The sequence below is a fragment of the Sorangium sp. So ce296 genome (genome assembly GCF_051529605.1).
In the GTDB taxonomy this organism is placed as follows: domain Bacteria; phylum Myxococcota_A; class Polyangia; order Polyangiales; family Polyangiaceae; genus Sorangium; species Sorangium cellulosum_D.
The window spans coordinates 3,530,447-3,546,932 of record NZ_CP150325.1 but is presented as its reverse complement, the minus strand read 5'-3'; the positions used below and the strand labels follow the sequence as shown (position 1 = coordinate 3,546,932).

Genomic DNA, 16,486 nt, shown 5'->3' with positions numbered 1-16,486 from the left:
CGCGGCGCACGTCCGCGCGCGCCGACACGCGTGCCGCGCGGCGATCGCGCGGCGCCGAACGCGGCCGTTCTGCCACGGCGCTCTGGGATCGAGTAGGCCTCGGCCGCGCCGCGCGCGACAAAGCCGCGCGCACCCTGCCTCTCGAGTCCGGGGTCGCCCGCCGGCGCTCAGGCCGGCGAGCAGCCCCGCGCGGGACGGCCGTACGGCGTTCCCCCGTCGACCCGCTGAGGACCCCGTTTTATAACGACATCCATGTTCGATGTCGCTCGGTCATTGTACGCACGGGCGTTGGAGGACATCCGTGCGGCGGGTCTCTACAAGGAAGAGCGGATCCTCGCGACGCCGCAGGGGCCGGCGATCCGGACCGAGGGGGGCGCCGAGGTCCTCAATTTCTGCGCGAACAACTATCTTGGCCTGTCGTCGCACCCGGCGGTCATCGGCGCGGCGAAGCAGGCGCTCGACTCGCACGGCTTCGGCCTCTCCAGCGTCCGCTTCATCTGCGGCACGCAGGACCTGCACCGGCGGCTTGAGTCCAGGATTGCCCGCTTCTTCGGCACCGAGGACGCGATCCTCTACTCGTCCTGCTTCGACGCGAACGGCGGCCTGTTCGAGACGCTCCTCGGCGAGGAGGACGCCGTCATCTCGGACGCGCTGAACCACGCCTCGATCATCGACGGCATCCGCCTCTGCAAGGCCGAGCGGCACCGCTACCCGAACGGGGACATGGCCGCCCTCGAGGACATTCTCCGCAAGACGGAGGGCAAGCGGCTCCGGCTCATCGCCACCGACGGCGTGTTCTCGATGGATGGATACCTGGCCAAGCTCGATACCATCTGCGAGCTCGCCGACAAGTACCGCGCGATGGTGATGGTCGACGACTCGCACGCGACCGGGTTCATCGGGCAGACGGGGCGGGGGACCGCGGAGCTCTGCGGGGTCATGCACCGGGTCGACGTGATCACCTCCACCCTGGGCAAGGCGCTCGGCGGGGCGAGCGGCGGCTTCACCACCGGCCGGCAGGAGATCGTCGACCTGCTCCGGCAGCGCTCGCGGCCGTACCTGTTCTCCAACACGCTCGCGCCCGCGATCGCCGGCGCCTCGATCGCCGTGTTCGACCTCATCGACGCCGAGCCCTCGCTGCGCCAGCAGGTGATGGAGAACGCGCGCCGCTTCCGGCAGGGGGTCACGCAGGCCGGGTTCACCGTCAAGCCGGGCATCCACCCGATCGTGCCCATCATGCTGGGCGAGGCGCGGCTCGCGAACGACATGGCGAAGGCGCTCCTCGCCGAGGGCATCTACGTCATCGGCTTCTCCTACCCCGTCGTGCCGAAGGGCGAGGCCCGCATCCGGGTGCAGCTCTCCGCCGCGCACGAGCCCGCGCACATCGATCGGGCGATCGAGGCCTTCCGCAAGGTCGGCCGGCAGCTCGGCGTCGCGAGCTGACCGGCTCAGTACCGGAGGATCACCTTGGGGTGGTTCGAGATCGCCTCCTGGAAGGCCGCCGGGTCGTAGTCGTTGAAATCGAACACCGTCTCCTGACCCCGGTTCAGGATGACCTCCCAGATGAGGTCGTGGATGTTCGGATCGCGCGACTCGAGCAGGTGGCGCGTGATGTGCCACGTCTCGAACATGCGGCGGCCGATCACGCTGTGGAGGCTGATGCCGTCGACGATGAGGCGATCGAAGTTCTCGATCACCGCGTCGCCGCTCTTCAGGCCGAAGAGGATCACGTCGCCCCCGCGCCTCGCCGCGTGGATCGCGTTGTTCACGCTGCTGTTCACGCCGCTCATCTCGAGCACGACGTCGACGCCGACCCCGTCCGTCAGCTTGCGCACCCGCTCCGTCAGCTCGGGATCGCTCGCGTGGGGCCGCTCGGGGCTCGCCCGGTGCGGGCGCAGGACCACGTCGGCGCCCAGGCGGCGGGCCATCTCGGCGTTCCGCTCCAGCGGCTCGACGCCGATGATGTAGATGGCCCCCATCGCGCGCGCGATCGCGACCGCGAACAGGCCGATGGTGCCGCAGCCGAAGATGGCCACGCGCTTGCCGCGGAGGTTCACCTTGGTGCACGCGTGCACGGCGTTGCCGAACGGCTCCTGCACCGCGGCGACCTCCGGCCGGATCCTCGCGATGTCCGTGCGCCACAGGTTCTTCGCCGGCAGCTTGACGAGCTCGGCGAAGCAGCCATCCTCGCTGATCCCGATGATCTTGTCGTCGGCGCACACGTGGGTGTCGCCGACGCGGCACTGGTAGCAGGCGCCGCAGGCGATGTGGCTCTCGGTCGACACGATGTCGCCGATCTCCAGCCCGAAGGTCCGCCGCGCGTCGGTCCCGAGGTCGACGACCCGGCCGAGCAGCTCGTGGCCGATCGTGCGCGTCGCCTTCCGGTCGCGATCGAGCGACTTGAAGATCATGTCCTTGAACGCGCCGCGGAACCAGATGCCGCGATCCGAGCCGCAGAAGCCCGTCATGATCGGCTTCACGAGGACGCTCGCGCGATCGTGGTAGTCCTTCGCCTCGTTGATCGCCGGGCGCTCGACCTCGTCCTTCGACAGCCCGACGGTGGACTCCCACGGCTGCTTCTCGCGGTTGTACGTCAGCGCCCACATCGTGTCGCTCATGCACCAGGCTCCTGTCTGGAGGTTCGAGGCGCACGCAGCTGGCGCTCGGGCGCCTCAGGCCCGTGTAGCGTGGCGCGCGAACGAGCGAGCGCCCATCAGAAAATTGCGCTCGGGCTGCTCACTTCGTCGGTGCACTCTACGGCCTCTTCAGGATGATCTTGCGCCGCGCGCCGCCGTCCGCCGCGCCCGCGTCGGGGTTGGCGCCGGAGCCGGTCGCCCCCGCGTCGCCGCCGCCGGTGGTCCCCGCGTCGGGGTTGGTGCCGGAGCCGGTCGCCCCCGCGTCGCCGCCGCCGGTGGTCCCCGCGTCGGGGTTGGTGCCGGAGCCGGTCGCCTCCGCGTCGCCGCCGCCGGTCGTCCCCGCGTCAGCCGTCTTGGGCGCAGGGGTCGCCGTCGCCGCGCGCGCCTCCGCGTCGGTCACGGTCGTCGCGCGGGTGTCGTTCACCTTGAGCTCGATCCAGCCCAGCGTGGGCTGGCCCCCGCTCTGGAAGGCCACGAGCATCCAGTCCTGGTAGCTCGCCTTGAGGTCGACGATCGCCCCGCTGTCGAGGCGCGCGAGCTCCTTCGATTTGGCGTCCGCCGACTGGAACGCAGCGAACTGCTGCTGAAGGCGCCGGCGCCCGGGCTGGGGCTCCATGGTCGGGTACGTGGCCACGTACCCGACGAGGTCCGTCGCGGCGGGCGCCACCGGGGGCGCCGAGGCCACCGCCGAGGTCGCTGCGCTCGTCGTCGAGGCCTCCTCCCTGCTGCACCCTGCTCCAGCGAGCAAGCTGCCCGCGAGCGCCAGGCTCCACATCTCGACCGCACGTGCCATCGTCTCCTCCGTCGCCTCGGGCCGGGGGACGCGCTGCGTCGGCCCGAGGGCCGGGGCAACGTACACGAGCGCCGCAGGGAGCGCAGCTCCCCACGCCCGCCTGTTTTGGCGGCCTCAGCGCTTGGATTGCCCGCGCGCGGGCGCGGGCGGCGGGGTCGTCTCGGAGACGGGAGGCCGCTCGCGCAGGCACTTGTCGAGGCCTTCCTGCAGCGTCGCCTCGTGCGCGCCGGGGAGCTTCGGGCGGCCCATCACGTTCACGAAGAGGCGATCCTGCGCGATGCCCCCGCCCGGCCCGAAGCTCATCCACACGAACATCGCGCGCCCCTTGATGTTCTCGAAGGGCACGCCCGCGCCGAGCCCGCCGCGCCAGCTGCGCGAGTCGTGGCTGTTGTTGCGGTTGTCGCCCATCACCCACGCCTCGTCGGCGGCCACCTTGAAGGGGCCCTGGAGCATGCCGCAGATGCCGCCCCGGCACGTGGAGCCCGGCGTGCAGTCGTCGTTCGCGACGCACATCGTCTCGTCGGGGTTCGTGTCGTAGAGCGTGAAGTACGACTTCTCCCCGAGGAACTCGACGAACAGCTCCGCCTGCCGGCCCTCGTAGCGGTAGGGGCCGACGTGGCAGTGGGGGACGAGCCAGCCGTTGAGGATGGGGCGGCCGTTGATGGCCTCCAGCGTGTCGCCCGGGATGGCGATCGTCCGCTTGATGAAGTCCTGCTCCTTGTTCTCCGGGAACTTGAACACCATCACGTCGCCCCGCGACGGCGGCAGGCGAGGGAAGAGGCGCTGGTCGGTCCAGGGGATGAGCGGGCCGTAGGTGAACTTGTTGACGAAGATGTGGTCGCCGACCATGAGGGTCGGGATCATCGAGCCGCTCGGGATCTTGAACGCCTCGACGACGAAGGCGCGCAGGATGAGCGCCACGGCGACGGCGATGCCGATCGACTCGGCGTACTCGCGCATCTCGCCCTTGCGCCAGCGGCCGAGGTGCTCGCCGACCGTGCGATCGGCGCGGCCGAGGGCGGCGTCGAACTCGTCGGCGTCGAACGTCTCGGCGCTCATCGCGCGCTCGAGGGCGGCGATCGCCTGCATCACCTGCTCGCGCTCGCCGCTCGTCAGCTCGCGCTCGACCTCCCGCTTCCGGCTGCGCAGGATCCGGTGCGCCTCCTCGAGGAGCGCCGCGGCGTCCTCGAAGCGGGCGCGCACCTTCGGCGGGATGTCCCGGCGGCCGCCGACGCCGATCGCCGACGCGAACGGCAGCTCGTAGCGGAACCGCCAGAGGATCATCGCGAAGATCGTGAAGAGCACGATGCCGGCCGGGATCTGCTGCTCGGCGACGAAGACGCGGAGCGGCTGGGTGCTCCCGCTCTCGGACGACGGGGTGAGCAGCCAGACGTTCACGACCGCGAGCGCGAACGGCACGAGGCAGATCCACACGAGGTGGAACAGGAAGCGCAGCACCCGGCCGTCCCGGCCGCCCGGCGGAGGGGCGCCGCCGGCCCCGCGCGCGTCAGCCCCTCCGGTCGGCTTGGCCGCGCTGACGCGGGGCTCCGAGCTCGAGCTGCCCCTCATCGAGGTTCGGAACTCCGAGCTTGCGGGCCGATTGGCCGCGACCGACGGTACGCTCTGGGGTTGTTCATCGGGGCGCGGCGGCAAGAGAGAGCTTATGTATACGCCGACCCTCGCCGCGGCAAGTGCGCAGGCGCGGCAGGCGGCGAGCGGTCCGTCGTCGCCGGCCACGTCGCCGTCCGCGCCGCTGGCGTGGGCGTCCGCGCCATCCGCGCTCCCGTCCGCGTCGCCGCCGCCGTCACGGCGCGTCCCCCGTCTCGACGGCATAGCTCACCAGGGCGGCCCGGTCGTCGCGGGCGTACGTCGTCGGCTGCGTGCGCCCAGCGGCGTTCGTGTTGTCGATGACCAGGTAGTACTGCCCCTCGGGCAGCGGCACCGTCCGCCGCCAGGGGGCGCCGGAGTACACCGGCTCGTCGAGCAGGGGCGCCGCGGAGAGCGGCGGCGGCGCGGCCTGCGTCAGGTACGCCTGGAGCCACTGCTCGCCGGCGGTCCGGGGCACGAGGATCACGTCCACGCCCGGCGCGCCCTCGACGGCGACCGTGAGCGTCATGGCCTCGCCGCTGCCCGTGATCTCCAGCGGGCCGATGTAATCGCGCTGGCCCTGGTGCACCTCGGTGCGCTCGTTCGCCAGGAGGAGCCGGCCGTTGTCGCGCCGCGCGTAGGGCGCCTGGGGCCGCTGCCCCTTCTCGATGATGCCGAGGCCGAACTGCACGGCGCCGTCGTCGTCGCGGATGACCGTGAACCCCCGGGCGATCTCGGTCTTCACGAGCTGCGCGCCGAGCGCGTTGGCGTACGCGCTGCCCTGGGCCAAGGACACGCCGCCGAGCGAGATCGCCGCGGGCTGCTCGATGAGCTTGGTCGTGAAGCTCGCCGCCGTGGTCGACCGCTGACGGAAGTACACGTACATCGTGTCGCCATCCATCAGGAAGTCGTGATCGTACTCGACGGCGGCGCTCGCATCGAAGCTCATGCGCTTCGTCAGGTTCGTCCAGACCACGCCGCTGCCGCCGAACTGGAGGAAGAGGTTGCCGTTCGCGAGCTCCTGGGCGACGCAGGTGCCCGGGTAGAACCGGCCGGTCACGGGATCGTCGTCGCGGAGGCGCAGCGGCACGCTCCGCTTCCGCATCTCGCTGCAGAGCTGGCTCGTCGCGAAGGACAGGATCGCCCTGCGGAGCGACAGGTTCCCCGGATCGTTGACGACGCCCGGCATGACGCCGAGCGCGCCCTGGCCGCACGCGCCGCCCACCGTCCCGAGCACGGAGAGGCAGAGCGCGAGGCCGAGCGCGCGCAGCGCGGCGGTGCGGAAGAGCATGGGCGCAGCATAGTCGAAACGCCGGCGGATCGAGCGGCGCGCCGCGTGCGTCCGCCCAGCCGGGCGCGCGGGGCACGCCGCTTTCGGCCCGGCGCGCCGGTGGTGGTAGGGTCGCTCCATGGCGAACGTCGCAGTGATCGGGGCCGGCGCCTGGGGGACGGCGCTGGCGAAGTTGCTGGCGGACAAGGGCAACCCCACCGCGCTCTGGGCGCACCAGGGGGAGCTGGCCGAGCGCATCGAGCGCGAGCGCCAGAACCACCGCTACCTGCCCGGCGTGGAGCTGCCCGGGAGCCTGCGCGCGACGGGCGATCTCGAGGGCGCGCTCCGCGGCGCGGAGCTCGTCGTCGTGGTCGTGCCGTCGCACGCGCTGCGGGAGGTGGTCCGCGAGGCCAGGCCCCACATCCCGGAGGGCGCGCTCGTCTGCAGCGCGACGAAGGGCATCGAGAACGACTCGCTGATGCTGATGAGCGAGGTGCTCGTCGACGAGCTCGGGCGCGAGGCCGAGCCGCGGCTGTCGTACCTGTCGGGCCCGAGCTTCGCGCGGGAGGTGGCGGCCGGCCAGCCGACCACCGTGGTGGTCGCGGGCAGGGGCCCGCAGGAGACCCACGCGGTGCAGCGCATGCTCGCGACGGATCGGTTCCGGGTCTACTCGTCCGACGACGTCGTGGGCGTCGAGGTGGGCGGCGCCCTCAAGAACGTCGTCGCCATCGCGGCCGGCATCTGCGACGGCCTCGGCCTCGGCCACAACGCGCGCGCCGGGCTCATCACGCGCGGCCTCGCGGAGATCGGCCGCATGGCGGCGGCGAAGGGGGCGAACCCGCTCACGCTGGCGGGGCTCTCCGGGATGGGCGACCTGGTGCTCACGTGCACGGGCGAGCTGTCGCGCAACCGCACCGTCGGGATCGAGATGGGCAGGGGACGGAAGCTCGAGGAGATCCTCGAGGGCCTCGGGCACGTCGCCGAGGGGGTGAAGACGGCGAAGAGCGCGTACGACCTCGCGGACAAGCTGGGCGTGAGCGCGCCGATCACGGTCGAGGTGTACCGCATGCTCTACGAGGGAAAGCCGCCGCCGCAGGCCGTCGTCGACCTCATGACGCGCGCCCTGACGAGAGAGTGAGAAAGAGCGAGGCGCGGGGGCGGCTCGGGGGAAGGCGCTTTCTCGCGCCGCGCGCGCGCCTCGCCGCGCGCGAGCGTGTAAAGTGGCGGCGCGATGCACACGCGACCTCTCGTGAGTCTCCTCTCCGCGATCCTCATGTCGAGCGTCAGCTGGACGGCCTCTGCCCAGTACGGCGCGCCGCCCTACGGCCAGCAGGGCGGCGCGTACGGGGGCCAGTACGGCGCTCCGTATGGAGGTCAGTACGGCGCGCCCTACGGCGGCTACGCCTACACGCCGCCGAAGAGCCAGCCCAAGTCGACGCCGCTCGAGGTCGGCTACCTCTACGCCACGTCCGTGGCTTACGGCGTGGGGACCGGCATCTGGTTCGACGCGCTCGTCGGCATCGACGATCCCGGCGTGCAGTTCATCGCGCCCGCGCTCCTCGGCGTCGCGGCGCCCGTCGGGGTCTACTTCCTCGACTCGCCGCCGATGCCGCGCGGCATGCCGTCCGCGATCGCCACCGGCATGGTGATCGGCGCGGGCGAGGGGCTCGGCGTCGCCTCCTACCAGTACGTCAGCGCGCGCAAGGGCGAGGAGTGGGGCTTCCTCGGGCTCGCCACCTCCGAGGTGATCGGCTCCACCGTCGGCGGCGCGCTGGGCTGGGGCTTCTACCACCTGCTCCGGCCCAAGCCGCAGACCAACATGCTCATCGCCTCGGGCGCGGTGTGGGGCTCCCTCATCGGCAGCGCGTTCGGGGCCGCCGCCAGCAACGGCGGCTGGAGCGAGGCGAACGACAGCGTCTCGCTCGGGGGGCTGATCGGGTTCAACGTCGCGACCGCGGGCGCCGTCGGCGTGTCGATCGCCTGGACGCCCTCGTGGAACCAGCTCGCGTGGATGTGGGGCGGCCTCGGCATCGGCACGGTGGTGTCGCTGCCCATCTACTTCGCGTACATCGGCAGCGACCACGACCCGCGCCGCGGCCTCATCGCCCAGGGCGCGGCGGGCACCCTCGGCATCGTGGCGGGCGCCTTGTTCCTCGGGAAGCCGGACCCGCGCGGCGAGGTCGCCCTGGACGAGCCGGAGGAGCGCGGCGATCCCCCGTTCGCGCGCGTGCTCGGCGGCGGCATGGTGCCTTACCAGGGCGGCATGGGCGCCGTCGTCATCGGAGAGCTCTGGTAAGCCGCGGTGCGCACGCCAACACGGCTGCATGGGGCCGCGGCGCGCCTGCTATGCTGCTGTCGATGCCGACCCTGAAGTATTTCGCCTCGGAGGGCGCGCCACTCCTGTACAGCGTCCACAAGCCGGTCACGACGATCGGCAAGGCGCTCGGAAACGACGTCGCGGTCGCGGGGGCCGGGGTGCTGGAGCATCACGCGCAGATCGTGTTCGACGGGCGCGATTTCGTGCTCGAGGAGTGCGAGCGCGACGGCGAGATCGCCATCAACGGCAAGAAGAAGCGGCGCGCGCGGCTGGTGCACGGCGACCGGCTCCAGCTCGGCTCGGTCGAGCTCGGGTTTTCGATGTTCGCCGAGGCGCCGACGGTGAAGGAGCGGCTCCCCGCGTGCGACGGCGAGGCGGAGCGGCCCGCGCCGGCGCAGGGCTCGTCGGAGCTCGCGGGCGTCCGCAAGCTGTTCGCGTTCAGCGAGAAGCTCATCAACCGGCGCAGCGTCGACGAGCTCCTCGAGGCGATGCTCGACGACGTCATCGAGCTGACCCACGCCGACAAGGGCTTCCTGCTGCTCCTCGAGGGCGCGGAGGCGGCGGCGGACACGGCGGTCCGCGGCGGCGCCCCGTCCGCGGCGTCCGCGGCAGGCGACCGCAAGCTCGCGGTGCGCGCGTCGCGCAACATCCGCAAGGAGGCCATCACCGACGCCGCCGGGGGGATCTCGGACAGCATCGTGCGGCAGGTCATCTCCTCGGGCCGCCCCGTGATCGTCTCCGACGCGCTCGCCGACACGCAGTTCGGCCGGAGCGACAGCGTCATCGCGATGAAGCTCTCCAGCGTGATGTGCGCGCCGCTCCTGTCGCAGGGCCAGATCATCGGCGCCCTCTACGTCGGCAACGACAAGATCAAGCACCTCTTCGATCGCGCCCAGCTCGACCTGCTCAGCATCTTCGCGTCCCAGGCCTCGCTCATCCTCCAGAACGCGATGCTCCTGAACGCCCTCCGCGCCGACAAGGCCAAGCTCGTCGCCGAGCTGCACGACAAGAAGTTCGGCGAGATCATCGGCGCCTGCCCGTCGATGCTCGAGGTCTTCCGCAAGCTGCAGAAGGTCGCCGCGACCGACATCAGCGTGCTCATCACGGGCGAGACCGGGACCGGGAAGGAGCTCATCGCGAGGGAGCTGCACCGGCGCAGCCCGCGCGAGGGCGGCCCCTTCGTCACCATCAACTGCGGCGCGATCCCCGAGAACCTCATCGAGAGCGAGCTCTTCGGACACGTGAAGGGCGCCTTCACCGGCGCCATCGCCAGCCGCCCGGGCAAGTTCCAGGTCGCCGACAAGGGCACGCTGTTCCTCGACGAGATCGGCGAGCTCCCGCTGAACCTCCAGGTGAAGCTCCTCCGCGCCCTCCAGGAGCGGGTGGTCTTCCGCGTCGGCGACTCGAAGCCCGAGAAGGTCGACATCCGCATCGTCGCCGCCACCAACCGGAACCTCGAGGACGAGATCCGCGCCGGCAACTTCCGGGAGGATCTCTACTACCGGCTCAACGTCGTGAACCTGTGGCTCCCGCCGCTGCGCGAGCGGGGCGACGACGTGCTGATCATCGCCAAGGTCCTGCTCTCGAAGTACGCCGACGAGCTCGGCAGCCCCGTGCGCGGCTTCAGCCCGGCCGCGCTCGCCGCGATCAAGAAGTACTCCTGGCCGGGCAACATCCGGCAGCTCGAGAACCGCATCAAGAAGGCGCTGGTCCTCTGCGATCAGGCGCTCCTCGCCGTGGAGGACCTCGATCTCGGCCCCGGCGCCGAGACGGCGATCATGCCGCTCGAGAAGGCCAAGGAGGAGTTCCAGCGGCGGTACGTGCTGGAGGCGCTCGAGCGCAACAACGGCAACCGCACGCAGACGGCCCGCGACCTCGGCGTCGACCCGCGCACCATCTTCCGCTACCTCGAGAAGGAGCAGAACCCGATGCCGAGCGGGGCCGGCGGCGTGGCCCGCGATCCGACCGAAGCGTGATGGAATACAACCCCGAAGGGCCCTTCGCAGACCCCTGTCCGACCAAGACCCGCGCCGATCTGGAGTGGGACCGCATCCTCGAGGCGCTCGCGGAGCGCTGCGCGTCGCGCGCCGGCAAGCGGCTCGCGCGGGCCCTGCCGTTCGCGTCGACGCGCGCCGAGGCGATGACCATGCTCGCGGAGGTGCGTGAGGCGGTCGAGCTCGCCCGGACCGGGGCGCCGGTGCCGGCGCGCGACGTCGCGGAGCTCGAGGACGCGCTCGACCGGGCGCGCATCGGCGCGTCGCTCGCCAACGAGGAGCTCCGCGCCGTGCTCGGCCTGCTCGAGGCCGCCCGGACCGCGCGGCAGTACCTGCAGAGCCGGCGCCAGATCGCGCCCGCGCTCTACGCGGCGTGCGCGACGAACCCGGAGCTCGACGCCGTCGCGCGCGAGCTCGACGCGGCCTTCGATCCGGACGGCACGCTCTCGGATCGCGCCTCGCCTCGCCTGGAGGCGCTGCGCGCGGAGCGGCGCGCGGTGCGCGAGCGGCTCGTCCGCCGCCTGGAGGACCTCATCAACAAACACGAGGACATCCTCCAGGACCGCTACTGGACCGAGCGCGACGGGCGCTACGTGCTCCCGGTGCGGTCCGACGCGCACGAGCGCTTCCCCGGCATCGTCCACGCGACCAGCGCGAGCGGCGCCACCGTGTTCGTCGAGCCCCGGGTGCTCGTCGAGACTGGCAACCGGATGAAGATGGTCGACGCCGAGGTCGCGCGCGAGGAGCAGGCGATCTACGCGGCGCTCACCGCCCGCGTGGCCGAGGACATCGAGAGCGTCGCCGCCGCCGCCCGCGCGCTCGCCCACGCCGACGTGCGCGCCGCCGCCGCGCGGCTCGCGAAGGACCTCGACCTCACCTTCCCGGACGTCCCCGAGGGCGCGTTCGCCGTGGATCGCGGCGCCACCGAGGCCGCGGCGCGGCCGACCTCCATCGAGCTCGTCGGCGGCCGCCATCCGCTGCTCGCGCTCGACGGCGTGAAGGTGGTGCCGAGCGATCTCTCGATGAGCGCGGGCCGCGCGATGATCGTCTCCGGGCCGAACGCCGGCGGCAAGACGGTGGCCCTGAAGACGCTCGGCCTCGCGGCGCTGATGGTCCGCGCGGGCCTGCCGGTCGCGGCGCGGGAGGGCTCGCGGGTCGCGCTCTTCGACGTCGTGCTGACCGACGTCGGCGACGACCAGAACCTCCACAAGAACCTGTCGACCTTCAGCGCCCACGTGAAGAACCTCGGGCGCATCCTCGGCGAGACGCGCCCCGGCGCGCTCGTCCTGCTCGACGAGCTCGCCGGCGGCACCGATCCGCGCGAGGGCGAGGCGCTCGCCGCGGCCGTGCTCGACTCGCTCTGCGCGCGCGGCGGCACCGTCGTCTGCACCACGCACTACGAGGGCCTCAAGGCGCTCGCGCTCGGCGATCAGCGCTTCGAGAACGCCTCGGTCGGCTTCGATCTCGCCACCATGAGCCCGACCTTCCGGCTCGTCGTCGGCGTGCCCGGCGCCTCGAGCGCGCTCGCCGTCGCGCGTCGGTTCGGCATCCCGGGCACCGTGCTCGAGCGGGCCGAGCGCTTCCTCACGACGGAGGCGGTCACCTTCGAGCAGATGGTCGAGAAGCTCTCCGCCGAGCGCCGCGCGCTCGAGCTCGCGCGCGAGGACGCCGAGCGCGAGGCGGCCGCCTCCCGGGCGAAGCGGCGCGAGCTGGAGAGCGAGATCGAGCGGCTCCGGGACAAGGAGCGCGGGGTGATCACGCGGGAGGGGGAGGCGCTGCTCGCCAGCCTGCGGCGCGCGCGCGAGGACCTCAAGGCGGCGCAGTCGCGGCTGCGCGGCAAGCCCACCGAGGAGGACCTGCGGGCGGCCGCGCGCGCGATGGATGCGGTGGGGCAGAAGACGTCGATCGGCGGCGAGCTCGAGCTCCGCCCGAAGGACGAGCCGCCGGCGCGGCCGGCGGTCGATCCGGCGGCCATCCGCGTCGGCGCGCGCGTCTACGTGCCTCGCCTGCGGGCCGAGGCCGAGGTGGTCGAGGTCCTCTCGGGCGGCCAGCTGCGGGTCGCCGCCGGCGCGCTCAAGCTCACGACCTCGATCGCCGAGCTGCGCGGCGCCGGCGCGCAGCCGGCGGCCGCGGCGCCGCCCCAGCGCCGCGTCGACCTGGACGCGGCGGCGGATCCCGACGTGCCGATCCAGACGGCGGACAACACCGTGGATCTCCGCGGCCTGCGCGCGCACGAGGCGGTCGCGATGGCCGAGCAGTTCCTCGATCGCTCGCTCGGCGCGGGCCGCCGGGTCACGTTCTTCGTCCACGGGCACGGCACGGGCGCCCTGCGCGACGCCGTCCGCGAGGCGCTGCGCGGGAGCCCCTACGTGGCGCGCATCCGCCCGGGCGGCCCCAGCGAGGGCGGCGACGGCGTGACGGTCGCGTGGCTGAAGTGGTGAGGTGAGCGGCCGTCGCCGCGGCGCTCGGCGGGCCGCGGCGCTCAGCGATCCCGGTCGATGCGGCCGAGGTTCTCGGCGACCCGATCGAGCACGCCGTTCACGAAGGCGCCGCTCTCCTCGCTGCCGTAGCGCTTCGCGAGCTCGACCGCCTCGTCGAGGATGACCGCGCGCGGCACCTCCTGGTGCTTCATGAGCTCCCACGCGCCGAGGCGGAGCACGTTGCGGTCGACCCGCGCCATCCGCTCGAGGCGCCAGTTCGTGCTCGCCTTGCGGATCGCCTCGTCCACGGCCGCGAGGTCCTTGGCGACGCCGTGCACCACCTCGTCCGCGTAGGCGCGCCCCTCCGGATCCCCCGGCGTCTCGCGCCAGAACGTCGCGACGACGCGGGACGCCGGGTTCCCGCCGGCCTCCAACGCGAACAGCATCTGCAAGGCCGCCTCGCGGCCGGTCGAACGCGCACCCATCGCTCAGAACCTTCGTCTACAGGCCGGCGGCGTCCAGCGACGCGCCGAGCGAGAGCATCTCGATCGCGCTGACCGCGGCCTCCCAGCCCTTATTGCCATGCTTCGTGCCGGCGCGCTCGATCGCCTGCTCGATCGAGTCGGTCGTGAGGACCCCGAACGCGACCGGCACCCCGGTCTGGAGCGACACCGTCGCGATCCCCTTCGTGACCTCGGCCGCCACGTAGTCGAAATGCGGCGTCGAGCCCCGGATCACGGCGCCCAGGGTGATGATCGCGTCGACGCTCTTCTTGTGCGCGAGCCGCCCCACGACGGTTGGCGTCTCCCACGCGCCCGGGACGCGCACGATGGAGGTCCGCTCGAGCGCGCCGCCGTGCCGCGCGATGGCGTCGAGCGCGCCCTCGACCAGGCGGTCGACGATGAAGTGGTTGAAGCGGCTCGCCACGACCGCGATGCGCGCCCCCGGCGGGACCACCAGGTTGCCTTCGATCACCCTCGCCTGTGCCTGCCCGATCGCTTGATCTGCCATCCGCCGTTCCTCTCTCTCGCCGCGCTCGGCGCGCGGCCTTCGCGCTCGCGATCCTCGTCCGAGCGCCCCTGCTCTCCGCGCGACCCGGCGCGCCAGCGCACCTCGCGCGTCAGGCCTCCCCCTTCATCGACACGAGCGGCACCCGCTCGGTCACGGTGAGCCCGAACCCGGTGATCCCGACGATCTTCGGCTGGCTGTTCGTGAGGAGCCGGATCTGGTGCACCCCGAGGTCCGCCAGGACCTGCGCGCCGAGGCCGAACTCCCGCAGCGTCGACGGCTGCTGCGCCCGCACGATGGGGGCGCTCTCGTCGGGGCCGGGGCCCTTCAGCTGCTCCAGCTCGCGGCCCAGATCCCCTCGCGACGGGATGTAGACGACCACGCCGACGCCGGCGCCCTCGATCGCGAGCAGCGCCTCGCGCAGGTTCGAGCCGCCGTCGAAGGGCGTCGAGCTGAAGAGGTCCGCGACGGTCGAGCCGGAGTGCACGCGGCAGAGGATCGGCTCCTGCGTCGCGACCACGCCCTTCGTGAGCGCGAGGAACTGCCGCTGCTCGTTGATCACCTCGTAGACGTACGCGGTCCACTCGGTGCCCGTGAGGTCGAGCCGCAGCGTCCGGTCGCTCACGCGCCGGACCAGCCGCTCCGTCTGGAGCCGGTACTGGATGAGGTCCGCGACCGTCACGATCAGGAGGCCGTGCTTCGCGGCGAACACCTCGAGGTCCGGCATGCGGGCCATGCTGCCGTCGTCGTTCATGATCTCGCAGATCACGCCCGCCGGCCGCAGCCCGGCGAGCCGCGCGAGGTCCACGGACCCCTCGGTCTGGCCCGTCCGCACGAGCACGCCCCCGCGGCGCGCCTTCAGCGGGAACACGTGCCCCGGCGTGACGAGATCCTCGGGCCTCGCGTCGCGCGCGCTCGCGACCCGGATCGTGTGCGCCCGATCGGCGGCGCTGATCCCGGTCGTCACCCCGGTGCGCGCCTCGATGCTCACGGTGAAGGCGGTGCCGAGCGGCGGCCCGTTGCGCCCGGGCGCCGACATCATCGGCAGCTCGAGGCGCGCGACCTGCTCCTCGTCGAGGGCGAGGCAGATGAGGCCGCGCCCGTGCATCGCCATGAAGTTGATCGCCTCGGGGGTCACCGCCTCCGCCGCCATGCAGAGGTCGCCCTCGTTCTCGCGGTCCTCGTCGTCGACGAGGATCACCATCTTGCCCGCGCGGATGTGGTCCAGCGCGGTGTTCACGCGGTCGAGGACCGCCTTGTCGATGGTCAGCCGGTGAGGCATCGGACCCCCGGAGGTCATGTCGTGGTCGAGCTTGCCGCTCGAGGCTGACAGGGCCTCACCAGAATCCCCCCGCGCGCAGCTTTGCGAGGAGTCGTTCATCGTGATCCGCATTCTCTCCCGTATTTCCACGCTCTTCGCCGCGCTCGGCAGAGGCATCGCCCTCGCGCGCGTCCCTGCTCGAGAGGCTCTGCAGGCCGGCGATCGACACGACCTGGAGCGTCCGCGCCACGTAGCGCGCGAGCACGTCAACTTCAAGGTTGACGGCCGCGCCGGGGCGGAGCTCGCCGAGGAGAGTCCGGCCGATGGTGTGCGGCACCAGCATCACGTCGAACCACGTCTCCGCGGAGCCCGGCGTGGACACGGCGTTGAGCGTGAGGCTCGCGCCGTCGACGGCGATCGAGCCCTTGGGAGCGAGGAACGGCGCGAGATCGGTCGGGGCGCTCACCCGCATGCGGAGCGCGTCGCCGGCGCGCGACTGCTCGACGACGCGGCCGATCCCGTCGACGTGGCCCAGCACCACGTGCCCGCCCATGCGGGTGCCGAGCGGCGTCGCCCGCTCGAGGTGGACGCGCGCGCCGACCGAGAGCGCGCCGAGCGTGGTGCGGCCGAGGGTCTCGGAGGACATGTCGCACTCGAACCCGCCGGGCGCGATGCGATCGACGGTGAGGCAGGCGCCGTTCACGCTCACCGACTCGCCGAGCGTCAGCGGCCCGAGGCTCGCCTCGATCAGCGCGCGGGCCACGGCGCCGCCGCTCCGGCGGCGGAGGACCCCGATCGTCTCGACAAGCCCGGTGAACATCGCCGAAGCCCCTCTGCCTATTCCTTCGAGGCGCGGTGCCCCTGGCTCGTCAGGAGCTTGTCGATGAGCCCCTGCGAGTAGCTCGACAGCTCGGTGAAGACGACCCCCATCCCCTGCGGATCGTCGTGCACGCGCACGACCTCGCCGACGCCCTCGATCGTCTCGATGTCGTCCATGATCACGGTGAACCGGAGGTTCACCTTGGTGCCGACGGCGAGCGGCGTCTTCGACCGCACGAACACGCCGGTGCGCGAGATGTTCGTCACGTACTCGTTGATGAACGCGTCATAGGACTCGAACTCCTTGTTGATGGTGACGCGCTCTTCCCTGCGTCCCGTCTTCGCGTCGATGCTCTCCGGAGAACCCTGATCGTCCGCCAT

At 72.2% G+C, this 16,486-nt stretch carries 14 protein-coding genes; 5 read left to right on the top strand and 9 right to left on the bottom strand.

The genetic code is table 11. The annotated features are described in order from the left end of the window. The first annotated feature begins 252 nt into the window (after positions 1-252). Positions 253-1,443, top strand: coding sequence for a glycine C-acetyltransferase (gene kbl, locus WME98_RS13305; protein WP_437951651.1), 1,191 nt, complete (start codon positions 253-255; stop codon positions 1,441-1,443). A gap of 5 nt (positions 1,444-1,448) precedes the next feature. Here kbl and WME98_RS13300 read toward each other — a convergent pair whose 3' ends face one another. The 4 genes from WME98_RS13300 to WME98_RS13285 all read right to left on the bottom strand — a co-directional run bounded on the left by WME98_RS13300 (position 1,449) and on the right by WME98_RS13285 (position 6,307). Further along, on the bottom strand, positions 1,449-2,618 hold the full coding sequence (locus WME98_RS13300; RefSeq protein WP_061624923.1) for a zinc-binding dehydrogenase: 1,170 nt from the start codon (positions 2,616-2,618) through the stop codon (positions 1,449-1,451). 136 nt (positions 2,619-2,754) lie between these two features. Then, complete coding sequence (locus WME98_RS13295) at positions 2,755-3,429, bottom strand: hypothetical protein (RefSeq protein WP_437951650.1); 675 nt, start codon at positions 3,427-3,429, stop codon at positions 2,755-2,757. A 114-nt stretch (positions 3,430-3,543) separates the two neighbouring features. Further along, positions 3,544-4,998 (bottom strand): signal peptidase I, encoded by a 1,455-nt coding sequence (gene lepB, locus WME98_RS13290; RefSeq protein ID WP_437333672.1) that lies wholly within the window; start codon positions 4,996-4,998, stop codon positions 3,544-3,546. Between the two features lie 235 nt (positions 4,999-5,233). Next, on the bottom strand, positions 5,234-6,307 hold the full coding sequence (locus tag WME98_RS13285; protein WP_437951649.1) for a hypothetical protein: 1,074 nt from the start codon (positions 6,305-6,307) through the stop codon (positions 5,234-5,236). Between the two features lie 118 nt (positions 6,308-6,425). Here WME98_RS13285 and WME98_RS13280 point away from each other — a divergent pair, with 118 nt between their 5' ends. The 4 genes from WME98_RS13280 to WME98_RS13265 all read left to right on the top strand — a co-directional run bounded on the left by WME98_RS13280 (position 6,426) and on the right by WME98_RS13265 (position 13,038). Next, positions 6,426-7,424, top strand: coding sequence for an NAD(P)H-dependent glycerol-3-phosphate dehydrogenase (locus tag WME98_RS13280; RefSeq protein ID WP_437951648.1), 999 nt, complete (start codon positions 6,426-6,428; stop codon positions 7,422-7,424). Positions 7,425-7,517: 93 nt separating this feature from the next. After that, a complete protein-coding gene (locus tag WME98_RS13275; protein WP_437951647.1) occupies positions 7,518-8,582 on the top strand; it encodes a hypothetical protein in 1,065 nt (354 codons plus the stop codon). 50 nt (positions 8,583-8,632) lie between these two features. Next, positions 8,633-10,579: a sigma 54-interacting transcriptional regulator gene (locus tag WME98_RS13270; RefSeq protein WP_437951646.1), complete on the top strand. Its 1,947-nt coding sequence runs from the start codon at positions 8,633-8,635 to the stop codon at positions 10,577-10,579. Continuing rightward, positions 10,579-13,038 carry an endonuclease MutS2 gene (locus WME98_RS13265; protein WP_437951645.1) on the top strand — a complete coding sequence of 820 codons (2,460 nt, stop codon included), beginning with the start codon at positions 10,579-10,581 and terminating at the stop codon, positions 13,036-13,038. The genes WME98_RS13270 and WME98_RS13265 overlap by 1 nt, the downstream gene beginning before the upstream one ends. Before the next feature lie 41 nt (positions 13,039-13,079). On the opposite strand, the gene nusB is transcribed toward WME98_RS13265, so the two are convergent. The 5 genes from nusB to WME98_RS13240 all read right to left on the bottom strand — a co-directional run bounded on the left by nusB (position 13,080) and on the right by WME98_RS13240 (position 16,486). Then, positions 13,080-13,502: a transcription antitermination factor NusB gene (gene nusB, locus WME98_RS13260; protein WP_437951644.1), complete on the bottom strand. Its 423-nt coding sequence runs from the start codon at positions 13,500-13,502 to the stop codon at positions 13,080-13,082. Positions 13,503-13,518: 16 nt separating this feature from the next. After that, entirely contained in the window at positions 13,519-14,028 is a 510-nt protein-coding gene (gene ribH, locus WME98_RS13255) for a 6,7-dimethyl-8-ribityllumazine synthase (protein WP_437951643.1), read from the bottom strand. 109 nt (positions 14,029-14,137) lie between these two features. Then, entirely contained in the window at positions 14,138-15,325 is a 1,188-nt protein-coding gene (gene ribB, locus WME98_RS13250) for a 3,4-dihydroxy-2-butanone-4-phosphate synthase (RefSeq protein ID WP_437568784.1), read from the bottom strand. Between the two features lie 37 nt (positions 15,326-15,362). Next, entirely contained in the window at positions 15,363-16,106 is a 744-nt protein-coding gene (locus tag WME98_RS13245) for a riboflavin synthase (protein WP_437951642.1), read from the bottom strand. A 17-nt stretch (positions 16,107-16,123) separates the two neighbouring features. Further along, positions 16,124-16,486 carry a PilZ domain-containing protein gene (locus tag WME98_RS13240; RefSeq protein ID WP_020740330.1) on the bottom strand — a complete coding sequence of 121 codons (363 nt, stop codon included), beginning with the start codon at positions 16,484-16,486 and terminating at the stop codon, positions 16,124-16,126.